12 protein-coding genes are annotated in these 21184 nt (G+C 66.8%); 7 read left to right on the top strand and 5 right to left on the bottom strand.

Features of this window, described 5'->3' with window-relative positions:
* Nucleotides 1-3: 3 nt before the first annotated feature.
* A complete protein-coding gene (locus Phou_RS48090) occupies nt 4-654 on the bottom strand; it encodes a DUF6308 family protein (RefSeq protein ID WP_173071111.1) in 651 nt (216 codons plus the stop codon).
* Nucleotides 655-1038: 384 nt separating this feature from the next.
* Entirely contained in the window at nt 1039-1602 is a 564-nt protein-coding gene (locus tag Phou_RS48085; protein ID WP_173071109.1) for a hypothetical protein, read from the bottom strand.
* A gap of 654 nt (nt 1603-2256) precedes the next feature.
* Between Phou_RS48085 and Phou_RS48080 the strand changes: the two genes are divergently transcribed.
* Complete coding sequence (locus tag Phou_RS48080; RefSeq protein WP_173071107.1) at nt 2257-3141, top strand: hypothetical protein; 885 nt, start codon at nt 2257-2259, stop codon at nt 3139-3141.
* 268 nt (nt 3142-3409) lie between these two features.
* Here the strand turns inward: Phou_RS48080 and Phou_RS48075 are convergent, their stop codons facing one another.
* Entirely contained in the window at nt 3410-3757 is a 348-nt protein-coding gene (locus Phou_RS48075; RefSeq protein ID WP_173071105.1) for a histone-like nucleoid-structuring protein Lsr2, read from the bottom strand.
* 982 nt (nt 3758-4739) lie between these two features.
* Here Phou_RS48075 and Phou_RS48070 point away from each other — a divergent pair.
* A complete protein-coding gene (locus tag Phou_RS48070) occupies nt 4740-5519 on the top strand; it encodes a DUF6082 family protein (RefSeq protein WP_173071103.1) in 780 nt (259 codons plus the stop codon).
* A gap of 1725 nt (nt 5520-7244) precedes the next feature.
* Here Phou_RS48070 and Phou_RS51950 read toward each other — a convergent pair.
* A complete protein-coding gene (locus tag Phou_RS51950) occupies nt 7245-7397 on the bottom strand; it encodes a hypothetical protein (protein WP_218579629.1) in 153 nt (50 codons plus the stop codon).
* Nucleotides 7398-7561: 164 nt separating this feature from the next.
* Between Phou_RS51950 and Phou_RS48065 the strand changes: the two genes are divergently transcribed.
* The 3 genes from Phou_RS48065 (at nt 7562) to Phou_RS48055 (ending at nt 9360) form a co-directional block, all read left to right on the top strand.
* A complete protein-coding gene (locus Phou_RS48065) occupies nt 7562-8455 on the top strand; it encodes an IS982 family transposase (RefSeq protein ID WP_173071573.1) in 894 nt (297 codons plus the stop codon).
* Between the two features lie 377 nt (nt 8456-8832).
* Nucleotides 8833-9039: a hypothetical protein gene (locus tag Phou_RS48060; RefSeq protein WP_173071101.1), complete on the top strand. Its 207-nt coding sequence runs from the start codon at nt 8833-8835 to the stop codon at nt 9037-9039.
* Between the two features lie 72 nt (nt 9040-9111).
* Nucleotides 9112-9360 carry a hypothetical protein gene (locus tag Phou_RS48055; protein WP_173071099.1) on the top strand — a complete coding sequence of 83 codons (249 nt, stop codon included), beginning with the start codon at nt 9112-9114 and terminating at the stop codon, nt 9358-9360.
* Nucleotides 9361-9521: 161 nt separating this feature from the next.
* Here the strand turns inward: Phou_RS48055 and Phou_RS48050 are convergent, their stop codons facing one another.
* A complete protein-coding gene (locus tag Phou_RS48050) occupies nt 9522-9971 on the bottom strand; it encodes an integrase core domain-containing protein (RefSeq protein WP_173071097.1) in 450 nt (149 codons plus the stop codon).
* A 1462-nt stretch (nt 9972-11433) separates the two neighbouring features.
* Here Phou_RS48050 and Phou_RS48045 point away from each other — a divergent pair.
* Together Phou_RS48045 and Phou_RS48040 are read left to right on the top strand one after the other, a co-directional pair.
* Nucleotides 11434-20505, top strand: coding sequence for a Tc toxin subunit A-related protein (locus Phou_RS48045; RefSeq protein ID WP_173071095.1), 9072 nt, complete (start codon nt 11434-11436; stop codon nt 20503-20505).
* Complete coding sequence (locus tag Phou_RS48040) at nt 20493-21179, top strand: Tc toxin subunit A-related protein (protein ID WP_173071093.1); 687 nt, start codon at nt 20493-20495, stop codon at nt 21177-21179. The genes Phou_RS48045 and Phou_RS48040 overlap by 13 nt, the downstream gene beginning before the upstream one ends.
* The last annotated feature ends 5 nt before the right edge of the window (nt 21180-21184 follow it).

Genomic DNA, 21184 nt, shown 5'->3' with positions numbered 1-21184 from the left:
AGCTCACACTGGGGACGCTGGACGCACCGGTTCTATACGCCGAAAATTCACCCACCAGATCATGTCGAACAATTCGATCCTTGATCGCCCCGGTTCAAGCGCGGACAAGAGAGTCCAAGCGTCCGCGTTCTCCCGCCGCGTCAGATCCGTCCAGATCCACTCCAGCGCCTCGGCGATACGACTCTCGGCGTACACGCTGTCCACTAACGACCGCCTTTCAGGCCATCGCGGATTCATGTAGGCGCCAAAGATCGCCTGGTTGTCGAGGATCGGTATGAGTTGAGGCCGCTTCTTGTGTAGGACCTTCGTGGCAACCGACGCAGCGAATCCCTTCCACTGCGCGACGTCGGCAATCAGACGCGCGACCCTGCCGCGGACTTCCAGGGAGGTCTGGGCCAGCGGCATGTCGGGAAGCCCTTCAAGATCCAGGTCGACGCCTCGATCCTGAACGCTCTTGAAAGCCGCAGGCCCGACCCGCGAGTTGATCAGGATCGTAACAGCGAGATCCTCCGGCATCAGCCGATCCGGATCCGTGGTCGGCCTCCAGTCCAGATACCGCAGGCCGTCGTCGGTTCGATAGTCACAGAGCAGTTTGTCGGCGTCCACGAGACAGCGGTCAAGACGGCCACCGCCAACTACCAGGTCGGTCCCCATGATCTAATCCTCCGACCACACAGCCAAGGCGGACACATACATTAGGCCGGCCTGTTCGCTACTGGCGGGCGATTGGCACGTCCGAGCGTGCGCACGCATGTCCAGCCCCGCGACTGCATGACGGCGAACGTCCACGTGCTCGGCGACCACGGCAACCGAACTGGTTTGATGGTCGACGCCCATAACCTGGTCCGGATCGGGCATCCGTCGATAGGTGCGAGTACCAGCGGTGGACGCGCAGCCTGCACCGACTTGGCGGCCGGGCTCCTAGCCGCGTTGCTTCTCGCTGTCCTGGCCGCCGCCCGGTTGGCAGCCTACGCAGGACACCCGGCGCCCCGATCGCGGCAGATGTGCGCATAGGCGCAAAGCTTCTCGAACAGGGGCCTACCCCGTCTTCTTCACATTCTCGACGACTTCATGCTTCGACCAAGAAAGCCTTCCTACCTCCAAGATGGCAACGTAGCGAACCGCCCAGACGGAGGATTCGAAAGTCTTTTCCAGAGAGAATTCTGCAACCTCACCAGTGTCAACCGCGGCAAATCTATTACCTCGCGAGAGCCCATGATCTGACACTTCGAACCAACCGTCGAACCCAATCTCGGAGTGAGCAATACTATTGTCACTCAACCATGCTTCCGTCTGCAATGACAATCTCGGGTCTATCAAGGCTACAGTACCGATATTCTTAGCGGTGACGGTTACAAAGTGAAAAAGAGCTCCATCAGGCGATTCGAGAACACGTACATCCACAGAAAGTTCTGCGCGCCGTACGAGAGTCCGCCCTCGAAAAAACCTGATGTACGACAGCATGCCACCCGCGACCACAGTGCAGGTACTGGCGAGAACGCCGAACGACGTGACCGAGTCCTTGTTGGCGCGAAGCCAAGCCCCGGTAAAGACTCCATTTTTATATGCGTATGCCACGGCGAGCGACAGGAAGATCGCCAAGAGGGTCGGCGTCGCCCAGATTCGAATATCTCCTCGACCTCTCACGCTAGAAGAGGAGCGCCACTAGCAGGATGACAATGGCGACGACAAGAGCTACTGGAAGAAGTGCTCCAGGAACCGGACTCCTCTTGCGATACATGACATCTCACTCTCGGTAAGCGATGGAACAAGAGGTCTAGCTGAGTGGATGCAAGGCCATTCGCTTCGATCAGCCTAGCGGCAGCGTCGGCAACGAAGCGTTCAGGTTGACACTACAACATGCAACGACGCTCGACAGATGGTCGCACTTGACAAATTGACGTCAGGAGTATTGACAGTTTAGTGACACACGATCGCCCGTACGCTAATCACTGCATGATCATAGGAACCGCTCTCACCAAAATCGGGTGCGCGGTTCTCGGCATGAGCGGATGCTGCGGATGACTCGTGACACCGAGCGTTGAGGCGCCATACGGGGCGGCGGTCCCCCATACACTCTGGCGGCCTGACCCAATCGGCGGGTGCCGATCGTGGGACTGCCCTCTGATCTTGGACACCTCAGGCTCGGACCGTTGAGGTCGAGGTGGATGGCGGCGCACACGCTGTCCGCAGGATTTGTGCTACAGCGATTCATCCTGTCGGCCAGGCCTTGCGGATCGATGTGTTGGAGAACCCTTGAGCGCGGATCAGGGTCTTGGCGACGGAGCTCCCGACCACACTGACGCCAGCGGCACCAGTCCACCCGCGCGCCGGAGGGTGACGCAGAGACAGGCCGCGTTTCTGAGCGCTGCCTTCGCCGTGTTCGGTGCCATCGCCAGCGTTGCCCAGTTGGTCTCGTCGACGTGGCAAACGCTGCTCGTGACGCTGCTCATCGTCCTAGCCGTCGGGCTGGTCGTGTTCGGCGTTTGGTGGACGACGAGCCGCGGACGGCAGATCGCCTCTCTGTCGTTTCGCCTACTCGCAGCCTTGATCTTGGGGGCGCTCCTCCTGGGCGCCGGTGGCACCGCAGGAGCCCGATGGATGCTCGACAGCCGACCCGTCAAGTCGCAATCCGGCTCGGGCACGGGTACGTCCTGGTCACCCACCGTTGGACCGCAGAACCAGACACCTGCGGCACCGACGTCCGCGGCGCCGTCGACGTCGCCGACATCGACGTCCGAGCCGCCGCCGTCGTCACCTTCGACAACGCCTTCTGCCAGCGTCGGGCCGCCGCCCCCGTTGAAGATCTGTTCTGGATTGTTCCAGGCGGAGGTGAGGATCGAGCCGACGCAGGAGGCGTTCGATGTCGTGGCGTCCTACGGCTGCCGTGCCCCAGACACCGACCGTCCCTGGGTCTTCGTGCGGCTCACCGGCGTCGGTGAGCACGAGACGACGAACTACTACGCCCTCGAAGAGTTCACCGGCCACCCGAGCCCGTACAGGTTCCACAGCAAGCCGGTAGACCGAAACCCGTCCAAGTGCTACCTGGTCGTCGTGTTCACCGGAGCGAACCCGACGAAGAAGGAGTTCGTCAACCGGCTGCCGAGCAACGCACGACAGGCGTCTTCCTGCGTGCAGTAGTCAACCCTCTCGGCGTACACCCGCCACTCGTACCGAGCAAGGGGCAACGGACCACAGCCGCTGCTTTGGGCGACTCGCCTGGGCCAAATCGCCGGGCCACAATGATGATCTTACCGGCGACGGGAACAGCGACCGCGGACAGACCGAGTGGACGAGACCTGGCCTTCCACCTAGAGGCCAGATCCCGCGTTGAACTGCCGTACTCGACGCAGCCTGCCGCACCGCGGCACGGTCCCTGCGAAGTCGGACCTAATCCACACGTAGCCACCTAGCGGCTAGCGGCCCGATACTCCTCAACGATGGCGGCGGGGATCCTGCCACGCTCCGACAGCTCTTTGCCCTGCTTGGCAGCCCACTCCCGGATGGCCCGGTTCTCCTCGCGGCCACCGGCCCGCCGGCCACCAACCGGTTCACGCCGCCCGTGACCCGACACCGTCGACCGACCCAAACGGGTACCGGCGTCCTGATAGGTAGACAGCAGCGACCGGAGCTTGCTCGCGTTGCGGCCCGACAGATCGATGGAGTAGTCCACCCCGTCGATACCGAACCTCACCGTCTCTTCGGCAGCCTTGCCGTCGAGGTCGTCAATCAAAGTCTCGATAACCTGCCGCGCCACGACCCACACCTCCACACACAACGATTTCCGCGAACACTATCCCGATCCCGGTACCCCCATCACCAATAGCAGCACCCACCGACTTCCCACAATGTCCCGAAACAACGGCCAGCCACGCAGAGCCGGCCAGCCGCGTGAAAGGCCAGTCCCAACGCTCGCCGACCCAGTCCCAGCGCACCGTCAAGGCGGCGGACGGCCGAGCCGCCACCCTGACGCCTGCCCTCCAGGCATCTGATCGGACGATCAACTCAACGATCCGTGCTACGAGAGCACGCCGACCATCAGCCTCGCGATCGGCGCCGAATGGCAGGCCGGAGATCGCTCACCCGGCCGCTGCGAACACGAACTGGCCGACCGAACTCGGCTCGGTCACCGCTCGCCCAACCGCCACACGACCATCACCACCGCCACACCCACGGTCGAAGGCGCCTACTCCACGTGGCCGTGACCCGGCCGTCAGCGAGAGCCGGGTCACGACCAAGCACCGGCAGCACAAGCACAGCCCGCACCACCCTCGCGTCCCAACATCCCACACCGCCCTGATCGCGGCAGATCAGAACGCCGACCATCCTTGCTGTCGACATGCCTCAAGGATCTGTCTTCCGACGAGGTCACCAAGTCGAGATCATAGGATCAACTCATAGAGATCGTAAGGTCGGCGACAGGAGTCGATTGGCAAACCTCCTCACCGCGTTATGGCGCTCTGCGATATGGCTGCAGTTGGCCTGCCAATTTCCCACTCATTCATGCTCCTATGTCTAGCAGCCGTAGGTCGCACAGCTGGGCTGATGGCATCATTAGGTATGGAGACTGCCCGTGGATTGTCGCGGTCGGCGTGTATTGCCCAGAGTCGACCCGCAACGGTTGCGATCCGCGCAAATTGCGATACGCAATTTCGGGATCATTGTGAGGGTGATCAAACCTTGCGGCTGGGGCATAGTGCGCATACCGATCAACTTCGGGCGGAGAAGGGAGTAGCTTCATGACCGCCACAAAACGCAGAAGACGGCCAGGCTGGTCCTTGATCCGCGCCTTTCTCTGGACCTCAGCCGTCGCCGCATTGGCTGGCGCGATCGTACTGGCGGGCCTCGGACTGGTTGCAAAGTTGGAAGGCGACGAAGCTGCCACAACCTGGGCAGTTTGGGGCAGCATTGGCGAGTCGTTTGGAGTATTGAATACCATATTTTCTGGCTTCGCATGCGCAGCCCTTGTCGTCACATTTTGGATGCAATTCCATGAGCTCAAAGGCCAGCGGGTCGAACTCGCCTCCCAGCGAGAATCACTTAGCCTGACACAGGCGGAACTACATCGAAGTACAGAGGCTAACCTTCGCCGTCTTCATGTTGATCTGCAGAAGATTGCCCTCGACGATCCAGACCTGGCCGAAGTATGGCCAATATATGGAACCGATGCCCCACTGAAGCGCCGTCGCCAATACATCTATGCGAATCTGATTCTGCAGCACATTCGGCTGCAATGGTCTATTAGCGTCTATAGTGACGACGAGGTGCGCGGCGCACTTAGGTACGTCTTTAGAAGCCCTCTAATGCGAGACTTCTGGAAGACGACCGCTAGGGCGCGCAACTCGGTGCTGGTTCCCGGTGGATCAGAGTTCATGTTCGCAAGACTTGCTGGCGAGATCTGCGATGAGTACGAAGCCGTGCTGGAACAAGCGAATCTGTGGCGGTCGGGATCCTCCAACGACCAACCTGCCAACGAGTGGGAACAGTTGAAGCCAGAAACGCTAACCGACGTGGCCTAATGGACTATTTCTCAGGAATGTCAGACCGCGCCATCACCAGCGTTTCACGGGTGATGGCGACTATGCGTTCATGGGGGCCTCGTGCCGCGTCTGGCGGTAGGCAGCCGGATAACCTTTCCGTTACATCCGTGCCAATGACAGCGAATGTGCCGTCCCCAAGCTCAAAAATATCGGGACAAGTCACATCGGTATTGCATCGCTCCCGAGGCGAAACTCCCAAACGCCGAACGATCGTCGCCCATGAGTTTTGCTTGCCTGCGCCAAGCATTGCCATCACGCTCCAGCCACATAGAGATGGCCGGGAACCACTGATGTATGCCCGCCCAGACCTCCCAACGAGGTATTTTTTACCCGATAGGCCCTCGTTGCGCAAGCGCCTCGCTCTCGCGTGTCGCACAACACGTACCGTGCCGACTCTCTCACCTAGAGTGTGAACCTCGTTTCCTCGAAGAGGTTCACGCAGCGCTGATGTGACTCGTTTCGTGGGCCGTTACACGACGGAGACGGGCACGACAAAGGTCCTTCGTTACTCCACATAGGACGCGCCGGTGTCGATAGCTGGCGCGGATAGTTTGCCGCCCTTATCTGCCGCCGCGTCACGTCTCTAATTTGCAGGCATCGACTATCGTCGTCCATCGAGAGTGGACTGTCGGTGAGTAGAGAACGAAGGTCACCTCGCGAGGTGGCGCAAAGGCCTCACACTGTCACGGGCGGAAAGGTCGCAATAGCCGCCAAGGTTGTGAAGAGGGACGGCGATTAGTCGGGTGCGCCGAACCATCGTGACGGCCAGGTAAGAGCGAACCGGAGTCCATTGTTGCCCATTTCCTCTCGCCCTCTGCGGCAAGCAGCAAACGCCACGCCGAGAGCACCTACTATTAGGCCGCCGACAAGCAGCGCTCCGTGATGACGCGTCGCCCCGATCGACTCATGCAGTCATTGTGGACCATGTTAGGCGCCGCATGCCTCCGCTAGCCGGACCTGATGCACCTGCCCGGAAAGTCGGTCTTCGCCTTATTGTCGGCCGCTTCGGGCACTGACCGCGCGACCAGACGCCATACGTTCCAAAGAACTCGATCGAGGACTACGCCCGCGCAGTGCCGAAATATCCTATATGCAGATCGAGTGCACTCAACTCGGCAAATCCGTGCGTTGACGGCGACGTGGCCGCGTTTGCGGCTGAACGGCCACGTCGCTGGCTCATCAACCTACTGTCGTCGATACCAGCCGGAGTTTGTGCCCACCTGTGTACCGCCAATGCTCCAACGCGGGGCGCAGGCCACGCAGGCCGGATGACGCGCCGCGCCCTCCCGCCGATGGCGCGGCCAGGACACCTGTACACCGAGGGTGTCAGTGATCGGGCTCAGCCCGCGGGCAACTCGACGGAGCCCTCGTACCGGCAGGTAACCTGCGTAAACGAATCCTCGACCAAGACGTAGCGGTGCTCGACCCTTGGCGCCGGATCGTCACTGCTGCCCACGAAGACACCCCGCTGCGGCAGCACTACCACCGCAGGAAGCTCGCGCACACATGTCATATATGTGGTAGGGAGTGCGCGGGTAGACGCGTGTTGCACTCATATAGACAGTAACCTATCTTGCAGTGACCCCTTGTGCATTTGTCGCCCATTGGCCGACTGACCCCGCTGCAGGATTTGCATCTTTCGGGCGTTTCAACCACAGTCTCGCAATGAGAAGGGACGGCCAGCTTCAGCCGTCCCCGCCTCACCTACTGGCGCCGCTGCGTTCGCAGCAGCATCCCGAGCACTCTTATCGCGGCTGCCCTCCGTTCACCGTCCTTCGTCAGCACGGCGAACAGTGCGGTAGCCGCGATGGTCCCGCTCGTCAAGACGAGCGACACCGTAACGAGCGCCATCTCCATAGAAACTCCAGTGCTCTGCCCGGGGTTCCTCCCAGCGGATCGCTACGAGCGAGAGCGTAGCAGCACGGCGCCGCACGCTGGCGTCTACTGGTCGTCCGTCTAGACGAGTAAGTCCTAACTACCCCTGAGTTGTGGGCGTGGTGAAGGGTGTCGATGATCCGTTTGTGAAGACAGACATCAACACCCTTCTGACCGCACTGTACGTGAAGATCGATGACTGGCTCGGGCGTCCACGGCGGGTGGGTCGCCCTGCGAGGCTCTCGGATGCCGAACTGCTGACGATCGCGGTGGCCCAAGCGTTGCTCGGGGTCCGTTCCGAGGCGCGATGGCTGCGGTTCCTACCCGCGCATCTGCCCGGTGCGTTCCCCTACCTGCCGGGCCAGTCCGGCTACAACAAACGGCTACGGGCGGCGTTACCACTTCTCAAGCGAGCTATTCGGGTCGTCGCGGCGGACACCGATCTGTGGCACGACGATGTATGGGTCACCGACTCCACGCCGGTCGAGTGCGGCCGCTCCAGACCGACCGCGCAACGCTCGGACCTGGCCGGCTGGGCCGGATACGGCTACTGCGCGTCGCACTCCCGCTGGTTCTGGGGCCTGCGCCTGCATCTGGTGTGCACCCCGTCCGGTCTGCCGATCGCCTGGAGCCTGGCCAGCCCGAGGGTCGACGACCGTCAGGCCCTGACCGCAATCTTGGAAGAGAACCCTGCCCTGTTCTCCGCCCGGACCGGGCAGTTGATCATCGCGGACAAGGGATACATCTCCGCCGAACTTGACCGGTGGCTGGCCGAACGTGGGATCCGGCTGCTGCGACCCTCGTATCGCAACCGGACCCCACGACCGGACGAACACCTGCTCAAACCGGTCCGGCAGCTGATCGAATCGGTCAACAACACGTTGAAAGGCCAACTCGACCTCGAACTACACGGCGGACGCTCAATCGAAGGTGTCGGTGCCCGCATCGCTCAGCGCCTGCTCGCGATGACCGCTGCCATCTGGCACAACCGCGCAACCAGCCAGCCCGTGACCAGGTCACTCATCGCCTACGACCACTAAACCCATTACGACTTACTCGTCTAGGGGTGCTGGCGAGAACACTCGATCGGACGCTATCCTCATCGTGTCTTTGCCAGGAGCCACCAGGACGGCGGCTTCGGCAAGATGGTGGTCGCCTTGCTTAAGGGACTACCTGTGGGCTTTCGTGACCCGACTGCGAAAGTCTGCGATTCCTCCCCTCAGGCGGGGTACCTGCTTGATCAGCAGGGAGCCGCCCAGCTCCACGTGGCGTGGATCCTCATCACGCCACTCGCACCACTGAGATCTTGCAGAAAAGTCGGGCGCGGGACCTCAGCTTCGCCAGTTACGTGGATGCGTGCTGGTCGGGCTGAGACCTACGCGCCTCACTCGGCCAGACCGAGTGAGGGAGTAGATCGATGCGGCTCGCGGAGCTTGAGCCACTTTTCCAGGTCAGCCCGTGGATCGCGGGTGCCTTTCTCGCCGTGCGCATCGTCGCCGTGGCAATCCATGCAGCCGAGCGGATCATCCTCGTGTCGATGATCGTGAAGCGCGCCAGACCCGAGGATCTTCCCAAGGTCATGAAGGAAGTGGCGCCGATCCTCCCCTCGCGTGCCGGCCAGTGAGCTACGCACTCAGCCGAGTGCCCTAGCTACTTCACAAAGGTCCAAGGCCAGCTGCAAACCCAGCTTTAAGACATGCGCTACGAGCTACAGGCAGACTGCCTCACCGGGGCGACGCTCCAAGGAATGGTCAACGACAAGACTCTCATCTTCGAGGCAGGCGACAACCAGGAGATCACCAACGGGCCGACGAACGTCGCCGGCAAGACGTCGTGGGGAAGGAAGGTGATCACGGCTCGCCGAGGAGCGGATCGCGAACTACAACAAGGGCGTCTACAGCGGTGTACACAGCTTGTGGGGTGCCAGTTCGCGAATCGATCGTGAGGTGCATGGCGAGGCGGCATGGGTCGCCCTCGGAAACGTAGCGTCGGCTGGGTCTGCGCGCCGCGGCGCGATGCTCGCGTACAGGCCCATGGATAACCACCGGCTTTGCCAGGCCGCCGGGGCCGGGAACGGACCAGCTGCAGCCCCAGCGAGCGACAGGCTCAGGCGGCACGCTGGTATTCGTGGATCAGCCCGCCGAGCACGTCGACCCGCCGGACAGCCGCCGGCGCGGGAGCGGGACCGATGGTGGTCACCACGCGGACTGGGACGGGCGGCTGCAGGTCGAGGGCACGGTGTGGCTGCACCCCGTTGTAGTGCCGCAGGTATTCGGTCAGCACCCGGTGCAGCTGCCGCTCGTTCCAGATCAACGTCCAATCCAGACACTCGCCGCGCACGGTGCGGACCCACCGTTCGGCATAGGCGTTGGCCTTCGGCGCCCGTGGCGGGATCTTCACCACCTCAATGCCGGCCGCAGCGAACACGGCGTCGAACGCCGTGGTGAACTTCGTGTCGCGGTCGCGGATCAAGAACCGGAACCGGTGGACCTGGTCGTCGAGGTCCATCAGCAGATTGCGGGCCTGCTGCGCCTCGAAGACCGCGAGGTGCGGCATAGAGGACGGCGATAAGCCTTGTGAACCGGGCGGGATACTCCCACGAGCAGTTGCGAGATCATAGGTCGGAGTTGCGGCACTGGCGGGGCGTCCGCGAACACAAAGGCTTGTGATGGATCGGCGTCGCCATCGCCGCAGTCGGCGCCCACGGATTCGTCGCCACTTTCCAGCCGGATTGTTTGGATTTAGCCGGACCTTGCTGCCTACGGGCTGAGCGTTCGTCGCCGGATCGCTCGGCTGGGCAATGCTGGTAGACAAAGTTCCGGCCCGACCGCTACGACCTCATCTGCCTTGCCCGAGGTCGCCGTCATTATGCACGCGCCTCGCGGCTGACTGGCTGCCGACGGTCGGCATACCCGAGGTCGACGTCGCCGGTGATCCGCCGTAGCCCCGTCCTGCTTGCTGCTGGTCGTCGGCCCAGCAGCGCCCGCCTGAGGTGGATATGCTTACGCCGGTAGGTGCTGCGGAGACGCTACCTTTGCTTTTATCATCGCCGACTTCGCGGCGGCGCCAGCGGAACCGTGGCTTCGATGATCAGCGTGCCTACTGGCACTGCACAGTTCTGTGACGTGCCCCTGGCTGGAGAGAACTCTGCGCACCGCATCGACGTTCTTCAGGCCATTGAGCTGCTCAGATCCGAGGGCTGACCTTGACGTTCGCTTCCGACGACCTGCACAGGTGGTACTTCGCACCCCGGGATGGGGGCGTTGGACGGTCGCCGTCGATGATGCGGAGTTCGACGGCGGGCGGCATGGAGGTCGGCGACTATGCGTGCGCTTGCCCGGTTTGCTTTCACGCGCCTTTCCACGGAAGGTCATGAACAGTTTCCAGCGTCGGTTGGTTGTACCACTATGGAGCGTGCGGCCTTCCAGCCGACGGAGAGACTCCGGGGGGCGACGTGTACGCGGAATCCGATGGTTTGCGAATGATGTGCGAGGCACCGGTTCCCTCGCCGGGTGCACCCTTCGACCTTCTCGTACTCGTGGTCGGTGGTGGTGGTGGGTCTTTTCTCGATGCGGTGGTGACCGTTGACGGTGAGGCCGTCAACGATGTCGAGGCACGACCCGCAGATTCCGGCATACCGGGCGCTGAAGCGTTTCGTGTGGGTGTCCCGGGCCTTCGGCCGGGGGGTGTCGCCGCCGTGGGGCTGGTGGCGCACGACGGTGGGCGGCAGGTGCCGTCGGCTGGCGATGGGCCGGCGATGGTGACCGTCGTCGCGGAAGACACGCAGGAGCAATCAGCGCGTCTGGAGCAGGAGACGCGAAGGGGCGAGGGCGTCCAGGAAAGGATCGCGTCCGCACTCGTGGCGGGGGCGCGAGTCACGGCGGCCAACGGTGCGCCGGTGCCACCGGGGCTGGTTGCTCCGCCGGTGGAGGTCGAGGAGTGTGGCTGTGAGGATTGCCGGGCTGCCACCAGCCCGTCGGCGTACCTTGCGGACCTGGTCGGATACCTCAGCGGCCGGATGACGCACACCGGAATCCAGCAGACGCTCGGTGGCCTGTCTCGGATGTTGTGCCAGCCGCTGCCGGATCTGCCCCTGGACTGCCCCGCCACGGAGGAAGAGGTCTCCCAGGTCAGGCTGGTCGTCGAGAGCATGGAGGAGCTGATCGGCCGCGAGCTACCGGGAGCGCCGGATGCTGCGGTCTCGCCGCTGAGCCACCGGGTCACCTTCGTCGTCGCTGCGGACGTCGACGGAGATGGGCGGGACGAACTCGTGCTCGGCTTCGACGAGGAGTGGGTGACGCAGGGGGAGCCGGCGCGGTCGGGTCTGTGGGTTCTTCACTACGACCAGGCGGTGCGGCGTTGGCAGCACCTGCGGCCCGGTGGGGACGCCAGGCGGGCCGCCCTGCTGCTGCCCTTCGGGACGCACGCGATCGCCGGTTTCGCCGGCCGGTTCCGGGCCGACTCGCTGGGCCGGGACCAGCTGGCTGTCGCGGTCACGATCGACGGATCGGCGGGTGCGGCGTACTGGGTGTTGCAGTTCGACCCGGGCGTCGCGCCGGGGCAGGACCCGTGGATCCGGGTGGGGCCCGGACCGGGTGTTGGTCCCGGTGCCGACCTCGTGCTGCCCGTCGGATCGGTGACCGGGGCACTGGCGGCTGATGTCGACGGTGACGGGCTGGACGAGTTCGTGGCCTTCGGTACCGCTCCGCCGGACGTCGGGGGCGTCGGCGATCGCCTCGACGCTTTCTGGGTGTACGACCTCGTCGGGGACGCCTGGGTCTCGCTGACGGCGCCCGGTGACGCGGCCGGCGTGGCCTTCACCTGCTTTTCTGCCCCCGGGAATCCCTCGCGCGCCCGGATCGGGCGTGCGACGGCAGGCGACGTCGACCTCGACGGTCGCGAGGAGATCATCGCGGTGCCGCAGGATCCGGACAGCCGTTTCATCGCGGTACTCCGGTACGGCGGGACGCCCGGCCAGTGGGCGCATGTCGCACCGTCGGGTCAGCCACTGGAAGCCGACGTGGTTCAGATCCTGCCGGGCCCGACCGCGCACGCGCTGGTGGGCAGCGTCAGCGCGAGTAACCGGCCGGACCTGGTGACGGCCTCGGCCGCGGAACCCACCCGTTTCATTGAGTGGCGTTACACCCCGCCGGCGCAGTTCGACCAGAACCCCTACTTCGCCGACGGTCCGGCCGCCGACGTCAGCCCCGAACAGTTGCCGGCCGACCTCGCGGTTCTCGCCGACGTCGACGGGGACGGCCGGGACGAACTCGTCGTGCTCACCCACCGGAGGCTGGGCCTGGACCGCCGGGACGCCGGCTGGGTGATGCACCGTGACGACAACAGCGTGTGGACGCACCTCTCGCCGATCCCCGGGCATCCGCTGGGCGCGGACATCGAGTGGACGCCCGACGGGCGGTGGCCGGCCTGGTCGGTCGTCGCGGCGGACGTCGACGGTGACGACCGGGACGAACTCGTGCTCTCGATCGGTGAGGCCAACACGATCTGGGTCCTCGACTACGACCCGGACGCCGGCCGGTGGCAGCATCTCAGCCCGGTCGTCCCAGCCGGGATCGGTTCCCGGTATGCGTTCGCGGCCTACCGGGCCCTCCTCCTGGAGGCGGGGGCGTCGTTCGACGATCTGCGCTTGGCCGCGGGTGCCGATGCCGCGGAACGCGCGGCCTTGGCCGAACGGCTCGGTGTGAGCCTGGCCGGCGGCCGGCCCGACGTGCTGGATCGCATGCTGCTCGATCCCGCCACCGTCGACATGGCCGCGCTGGAGACACTGTTCGGGCTCGCGTCGACCCGGCGCGATCGGCTGTCCCAGGGCCTGGTCGAGGGCACCGGCGCCGGCCAGGTGCGTCGCTGGCGGGTGAACGGCGCGCGCTGGTCGGCCGATCCGGCTTGCGCGAACACCGATCCCGACGGTGTCCTCCACCTGCGGGCGAGCCGCACCACGCCGGGGCAGGCGGAGGTGCGCGCCTGCCGGGACCCCGCCTGGACCGAGGACGTCGCCCTGGGCGAAGGACCCACAGACGGGCCCGTCGTGCTCCGCGAGGTGCTCGACAGCGGACTTACCGGCAGCGTCCTCCTCGGGCTACCGGAGGCCGTCGCCGACGCCGACGTACAGGTCCGGATCTTCCCGACCCTCGTGGTGGACAGATGGCGTCGGCTGCGCGAGCAGTGGGACGCCGCGGATGTACCCGACGACCCGTTCCGGCCTGGCGCTGCCTCCGGTGGCGAGATCCGCCGGCCGATCGTGGACCCTGCCGTGATCGGCCCCGACGACTTCCGGCTCCCCGTGCCCACCCCGGGCCAGGCGGCACCGGACGGCGTATTCGACCTCTGGATCCGCCGCCGGGCCTGGCTGGACGGCGTTCTGGCCGGCCTGCGGCAGATCGGCCCGGACACCGGCGACCTCCTGACGTCGATGCGGACGTCCAATCCCCAGCATCTGGCAACGCCATGGGCCGGGGCCACCGCAGACCTCGACGCCCTCGCCGACTCGATCCTCACCGGACCGGCTACCGAACGCGCCGCGGCTACCGCTACGGTCCGGGACGAACTGCACCTGCCCGTCGACGCGTTCCTGCGCCTGCTCGCACTGCGCGACACCGCGCCTCCGCTCACCGCCGCCGACCAGGCCGAGTTCCGGTGGATCCTGGCTCTGGCCCACCGGCGGTCCTCCTTCCCGGCCTGGCTGGCCGAGGAGGCCGCCGCCTCGGTGCGGTTGGACGCCGCGACCTTCGTCGTCACCCCGCGTCCGGTCACCGAGGGCGCCTGGCCCCCGGAGCCCGGCACCCCGCTACCACTGGTGGACCCGGAAAGGGTGGCCGCAGACGACCTGCCTCGCTCGGTCGCCGGCGACGAGGCCCGGGTGCTGTGGGCCCGCCGCGCCGAGGAACTCGCCGGCAACGCGGACACCGTCACCGGGGCGCGCCCCGACGGCTGGGAGAAGCAGCTGCGCGTCGCTCTCGGCTCGGTGGTCCCCGGCGGAGCGCTGACCTGGTCCGCCTGGGTGCTGGCCCGGTCGGGCGAGCTCGACGACCAGGATCCGGACACCGTGGCCGCCGCCGTCACTGCGATCAGCGCGACGTTCGGCGACGTGGGCGTGGCGGCGTTCCGCCGGCTCGCGGAGGTCACCGCCGTCTTCGGTGACGGCCTGACTCCGACCGGACCCGGGTGGGCGGACGCCGAGCGCACACTCGCCACCGCGCGGAAGTCCGCCGTGCTCTACCCGGTCTGGCTGGCCCAGGAGAACCCGCCGGGGCGGCCGATGCCGTTCTGGAAGGTGCTGCGCCTCGCACAGACCCGCTGGCTGTCACCGGTCGAGGACCGTCAGGCCTGGCTCATTGGGCTCGAGGTCCGTTGCCGGCCGCCGGCTGTGGATCCCGATCTGGTGCCGGTGGAGAGCATCCGCACCGGCAACGCACCCGGGCCCGGCTGCGCGGCCGAACGGCGCCATGCCGAGCGGGTGGGCGAGCTCACCGCACACCAGGACGCCCTGCGGGCGGTCCTGGCAGATCACACCGGCTCCGGATGGCTGCAGCGGGTCGACGCGACCCTGCTGGCCGGGTTGTGGACGGACGCCGAGCGGGCCGCCGTGCGGGCCGATCTGGCCGCCCGGCGGGCCGCGACCTCGGCGCCGACCGTGGTCAAGGAGGTGTTCGGCCCGGACGCGGGCCGGATCGCCACGCTGCAGGCCGACCTGGACGCCACCGGACCGGCAGCCGCGGCGGCACGCGAAGTGATATCCGGCGAGCTGGGGTTCTCGACCGAGTCCGCGTTCCGGGAACTGGCCGAGCTGATGGCGGCGCCAGACCAGGCCAGTCCCGCCCAGCTAGCAGTCCTCGACGCCACCCTGGCCGCGGCTTGGTTGCTCGGCCCGGTCACCCGAGCCGAGCGACTCGCGGATCTGCTCGGGCTCCGGGTGCGAGACGTGATCGCCCCGGTACGCCTGGATCTCGCCGCGTGGCGACGGCTGCTCGCAGTCAGAGACCTGGCCGCCGCGGGCAGCCCGCTGCTCGACACCGAGATCGACGACCTGATCGACATCCTCCTGCGCTGCGTGAAAGAGCGCCGCTTCGGCGCCTGGCAGGCCGGCGAGCAGGACACCGCCGCTGCCGACCGGGTCCGTCTCGGACCGGATAGCTTCGTCCTGCCGGACGAGACCTGGACGCCGACGTCCCCGCGGTCCTGGCGGGTCCGCGACACGGAAAGGCGGTCGTGGCGGGCAACCGTGCGGGCCAGGACCGACCAGCACGACGCCGTGCTCGCCGCGGTGCTGGACGCGGTGGCGCGGACCGAACAGGCCACGCTGCCCGGCTACCGCGACGAGTTGCTCGCGGCCTTGCCGGTGCCGGCGACCCAACCCGGGCTCGGCGCCGGGGCGCGGTGGGTCACCGACCACCTGCTGGTCGACACGGCCGAGTCCGGCATCCGCCGGACCACCCGGGTCGCACACGCCATCGACACGCTGCTGACCCTGCTCTGGTCGGTGCGCACCGGGCAGGCGCACGACGCATACCCCGACCTGGCCCTGGAAGCGCCGACGTTCGACGAGGACTGGCGCTGGATCGGGTCCTACGCCACCTGGCGGTCGGCGATGCTCGTCCACCTGTACCCGGAGAACCTGCTGCGCCCGACGCTACGCCGCTACCAGTCACCGGCGCTGACCGAGGCGCTGACCGATCTGCGGTCGTCCCGCCAGCTCACGCCGGTGCAGGCCCGGCGCATCGCCGGCCGGTACGCCGAATACCTCTCCGACGTCGCCCGGCTGGACCAGGGGCAGATCATCTGCGCTCAGGTGCGAACGGCGTGGACCCCGCTCCTGCTGGTGTCGCCACCGGGCCGGACCACCAACTGCCGGCTTTTCGTCACGGTCAGCGAGTCCTCCCGGCGGGTGTACTGGGCATTGGAGGACATCTCGGCCGCCGCTGCCGCCACCGGCTACGCGCTCAGCTTCTGGCACCGCCTGGACGCCTTCGCCACTGGCGACGTCACCACCCTGGTCGGCGCGGCGCAGTACGCGCCGGATCACTGGGTCGGCGGCAAGCAGTGGCGGTTCGTCTTCGCACAGACCCGCGACGTCGAGGGTGAGCGGCTGTCCTTCGCCCGGTACGACCTGACCGCCGCCACCTGGGACTCCGAAGCCACCACCCTGGAGGCGCCGCCGGGTGCGACCGAGTTCAGGGCCTGGCTGTTCGCGACCCCGGCGGGCACGCCACCCCGGGTCGGATTCGAGTACGAGGTAATCCAGGGCGACCGGCGCGAGGTGGTCCGGCGGGCCCGATCCCTCAACGCCAAGGGCACCAACTGGGCCCGCGAGGACTTCGTCACCCTCGGCGCATACGGCACCTGGCAGCCGGTCGACGGCGGCGCCGACTACGCCGCCGCGGCCATCACCGCGCGGGCCCTGCTCAGCGGCGACATCGACGGCGACGGCCGGGATGAACTCGTCGTCGTCCCGACCACGGACGCCGCCCCGGTGGTGCTGCGCTACGACGGTGCCGCCTGGACCCGGTTGCCGGCCCCGCCGATCACCATCCCACCGGATGCCCGGGTCGTCGTCGGCCGTTTCACGGCCACCGCCGCAGGCGACCTCCGCGACGACATCGCCTGGGTCCGCGAGGGCGCCCATACGACGGTCCTGTCGTTCAGCGGTGGTTGGACTATCACCGGCGATACCACCGGGTGGGTCCCGCAGCTGGGCGCGACCCACGTCGTGGCCGGTGACTTCGACGGCGACGGGCGGGCCGAGATCGCCGTCGCCGGCCGGATCAACTTTCCCTTCCCCTTCGACGTACCGGGAACGAGCGCCTTCTGGATCCTCGGGAACACCGACCAGGGTATGCAGCCCAAGCAGTCCCTGATCGGCACCGACCCCACCGCACCTGACCACCGCAGCAGCATCGACATCGGCCTCCGCGCGGCGTTCCGCTGCGCGCCGTACACCGCCAGTTGGGCCGAGGGCCCCGAAATCAGCCGCCCCCGGCCGGGGTTCGTGCTCGCCGGCGACTTCGACGGCGACGGGCGGGACGAACTGGCCGCCGCACTCGACCCGGTCAACGGCCAGATCTCCCAGGGCAACGATCTCTGGGTAATGGACGTGCTTCCCGGCTCCGGACGCTGGGCCCCGCTGGGCCCCGCCGCAGTCAATCCCCAGTACCCCCTCCACACCGTGCTCGACCTCTCCGGCGACGAGTTACGCCTGCTCGGTGGCGTCACCGGAGACTTCGACGGCGACGACCGCGACGAGATCGCCATCTTCCCCCTCGTCGAGCGGGCGGGCACCGGCACGTCGATCATCATCGCCGACTTCCGGCCCGGCAATGATCCGGCAAACCCGGCGCAGAACGGGCAATGGGGCACGCTGCCGAACCTCGACCTCAGTGCCGCGACCCGACCGGCGGAGACAGCAGTCTCCGGCGACTTCGACGGTGACGGTGCCGACGAGATCGTCGTCCTGGGCAACGACATGCTGTGGCTGCGGAAGTTCGACGTCGCCGCCAACGAATGGATCGAATTGCCTTCGGACCTCCTGCGGCCGGGCGACCCCACCGGATTCGCGTTCGGCCGGGCAGGCAACTTCACCGGTGCCACCGGTACCGCACTGACCCCCAGGCGAGGGGCCCGGCTGGATCGGGTGCCCGACCAGGTGGCGCTGCACCCAGGCACCCTGGTCGAGACAACGCCGGCAGCGGGCACCCCGTTCCAGCAGCGTTCCGTCGTCGGAGCAGGGACCTCGCCGACCGTCCTCGGCCGGCAGTTGACGGCCATCGCATTGCGGGCGGCGGGTTGCACACCTCCGGCCTGGAGCGTTCCACGCTGGCTGGGCGGCTGGCCCTGGAGCCTGGATGACACCCTGCCGGCCAGGCAGCGGGCGAGCCGTTCCCGGGCGCTGATTGGCGCCAATCTGACCGCGCCCGCGACCGTGCGGCGTTACCTGGAAGAAGCGTTCTACGACCTGCCGGTCGCCGTCGCGCTCGCGCTGCAGGACTCGCACGACTACGACCACGCGCTCGACTGGTACCGCATCGTCTTCGACTACGCCGCAGCAGCAGCGGATCGCAAGAGCTACTACGGGCTGGTCCTCGACGAACACGGCACCGCCGGTGACGCTCCGGCCGACCCCACCGGCTACGCCCGGGACTTGCTGACCTGGGTCCGCGACCCACTCAACCCGCACGCAGTCGCCGCGATCCGGCCGCACTCCTACACGAGAGGGACCCTCCAACTACTCATCCGCTGCCTACTCGACTACGCCGACGCGGAGTTCACCCGGGACACCCCCGAATCGGTCGAGCGGGCCCGCGTGCTCTACCGATCCGCGGTCGATCTGCTCGACGAACCTGTCTTACGGCAGCGACTCGGCCGCTGCGACGACGTCATCGTACGAATCCCGGCGACCGTCCAACCCACACTCGCGGCCGCCCCACCGCCGATCCTCCGGGACGCCTTGCCGAGCCCTTCAGACCCGCGGGTACCCGCGCTGGGCACGCTCGTCGGGCCGAGCGTCGCGGCCGTGATGACGAGAGTCACCGCCAGCCTCGAACCCACCCTCCTGCCGCATGCACCGTCGATCGCCGGCCCCACCTTCTGCGTCAGCCCCAACCCGGTTCTTACCGGACTGCGGCTGCACGCCGAGTTGAACCTCTTCAAGCTTCGCACCGGCCGGAACATTGCCGGACTGCGGCGCACGCTGGACCTCTACGCCGCACCGACCGACCAGACCTCCGGCCTGCCGATGATCGGCGCCGACGGCGAGCTGGTCCTGCCCGGCCTCCGGGCACCCGCACCGACCCCGTACCGCTACACCGCGCTAGTCGAGCAGGCCCGAGTGCTCGCCAGCCAGGCACGCGAGGCGGAGTCGACGATGCTCGCCGCGCTGGAGAAGCGCGACGCCGAGGCACTGAGCCTGCTCCGCGCCCGCCAAGAGGTGCGTGTCGCGCGCGCCAGCGTTCAGGTCCAGGAGCTACGCGTCCGGCAGGCCGAGGACCGGGTCACCGCGGCCCAGGCCCAGCAGGACCGGGCAGCATTCCAAGAGGACTACTTCGGCGATCTGCTCTCCGCCGGGCCGCTGGCCTTCGAGCGGGAGGCGCTCTCATTGCTCGGCACCGCGGCGGGCCTGCAGCTGGCGGCCGCGGTCGCGTATGCAGCTGCCGCCGGGCTCAGCGCTGCTTCCGCCATCGCGAACTGGGACCCGTCCAAGACCTACGAGAAGCTCGCCGCCCTCGCCTCGTCCACGGGTGCGGCGCTCTCCGCAGGGGCCGCCAATGCCTCCACCTGGTCACAGTGGAACTCGCTGCAGGCCGGCTACGCCCGGACCCAGCAATCCTGGCAGCTCCAGCAGCAACTCGCCCGGTTCGACCGGACGATCGCCGGCGCCCAGGTGACCGTCGAGACCGACGGGGTGCGAATCGCCGAGCAGGAACGCGCCATCGGCGAGATCCAAGCCGACAACGCCGAACAACTGTTGGAATTCCAGGCCGCGAAGTTCACCAACGTCAACCTGTACGACTGGCTGTCGGACGTGCTCGAGCGGACCTACCGCTGGTACCTCCAGCAGGGAACGTCGATGGCGCAGCTCGCCGCAGCCCAGCTCGCCTTCGAACGGCAGGAAGATCAGCCGCCCGCGATCCAGGCGGACTACTGGGAGCCGCCTGCCCAGGGGTTCGACGCACTGACCGAGGGTACCGGGCCGGACCGCCGCGGTCTCACCGGCGCCGAACGTCTCCTGCAGGACATCGCCGAACTCGAGCAGTACGCCTTCACCACCGCCAGGCGCAGGCAGCAACTCACGCGGACGATCTCGCTCGCCCAACTCGACCCGCTGGGCCTCGCCCGGCTGCGCACCGACGGGGTCGTCACCTTCGCGACGCCGATGCGGCTCTTCGACGAGGACTTCCCCGGGCACCACCTCCGGCTCATCCGGCGGGTCAGTCTCTCGGTGGTGGCCCTCACCCCGCCGAGGGCATCCGAGCGACCCTCAGCAGCAGCGGAACCTCCCGAATCGTCGTCGGACCCGACGTCTTCCAAACCGTCATCCTGCGCCGCGAACCGGAAACGCTGTCGCTCATGGAAACGATGAACGCCAGGGGCGTCTTCGACTTCGAACCGCACACCGGTCTGCGCGACGCCTTCGAAGGCCAAGGCGTGGACACCACCTGGGAGTTACGGATGCCCAAGCCGGCCAACCCGTTCGACTTCTCCACGATCGCCGACGTGCTGCTCACCATCGACTACACCGCGATCGACAGCGCCGACCTACGGGCCCGGGTCGTCCGGGAACTGGACCGCACCCAGGAGGGCGAGCGAGGGTTCAGCCTGCGACAGGACTTCCCCGACGCGTGGTGGGACCTGACCAACCCCGATGCCGCCGACACCCCGCTGAACGTATCACTCGGCACCCGCGCACTCGACTTCCCGGTCAACCTGGCCGAACTCGAGATCACCCAGATCGCACTCGCCCTGATCACCGAGTCCGACCCACCCGCGCCGCTATCCACCCTCACACTGCACTTCCGGGCAGACGGCGGAACCGCCGTGCTCGGCGGGACCGCAGCGCCGGTGGACAAGGTGGTCAGCACCCGCCGCTCCAACGGCGGCCCGTGGCTGCCGATCACCGGCAAGGCCCCGGCCGGGACCTGGCGGCTGCAGCTACCCGACAGCGAGGACACCCGCGAATGGATCGCCCAGGGCGGCCTCACCGACATCCTCCTGGTGATCAGCTACCGCGCCCGCACTGCAGCCTGGCCCGGGTAGGTCGC

The sequence above is a fragment of the Phytohabitans houttuyneae genome (genome assembly GCF_011764425.1).
Classification (GTDB): Bacteria; Actinomycetota; Actinomycetes; order Mycobacteriales; family Micromonosporaceae; genus Phytohabitans; species Phytohabitans houttuyneae.
Note: the sequence above shows the minus strand (reverse complement) of the source record. Positions and strands in the feature narration are given on the sequence as shown.

What these genes read in the sequence shown, in the direction of transcription:
- Phou_RS48090 (WP_173071111.1), bottom strand. Translation starts at nt 654, where the DNA reads ATGGGGACCGACCTGGTAGTTGGCGGTGGCCGTCTTGACCGCTGTCTC.
- Phou_RS48070 (WP_173071103.1), top strand. Translation starts at nt 4,740, where the DNA reads ATGACCGCCACAAAACGCAGAAGACGGCCAGGCTGGTCCTTGATCCGC.
- Phou_RS51950 (WP_218579629.1), bottom strand. Translation starts at nt 7,397, where the DNA reads ATGGAGATGGCGCTCGTTACGGTGTCGCTCGTCTTGACGAGCGGGACC.
- Phou_RS48060 (WP_173071101.1), top strand. Translation starts at nt 8,833, where the DNA reads ATGCGGCTCGCGGAGCTTGAGCCACTTTTCCAGGTCAGCCCGTGGATC.
- Phou_RS48055 (WP_173071099.1), top strand. Translation starts at nt 9,112, where the DNA reads ATGCGCTACGAGCTACAGGCAGACTGCCTCACCGGGGCGACGCTCCAA.
- Phou_RS48050 (WP_173071097.1), bottom strand. Translation starts at nt 9,971, where the DNA reads ATGCCGCACCTCGCGGTCTTCGAGGCGCAGCAGGCCCGCAATCTGCTG.
- Phou_RS48045 (WP_173071095.1), top strand. Translation starts at nt 11,434, where the DNA reads ATGACGCACACCGGAATCCAGCAGACGCTCGGTGGCCTGTCTCGGATG.
- Phou_RS48040 (WP_173071093.1), top strand. Translation starts at nt 20,493, where the DNA reads ATGGAAACGATGAACGCCAGGGGCGTCTTCGACTTCGAACCGCACACC.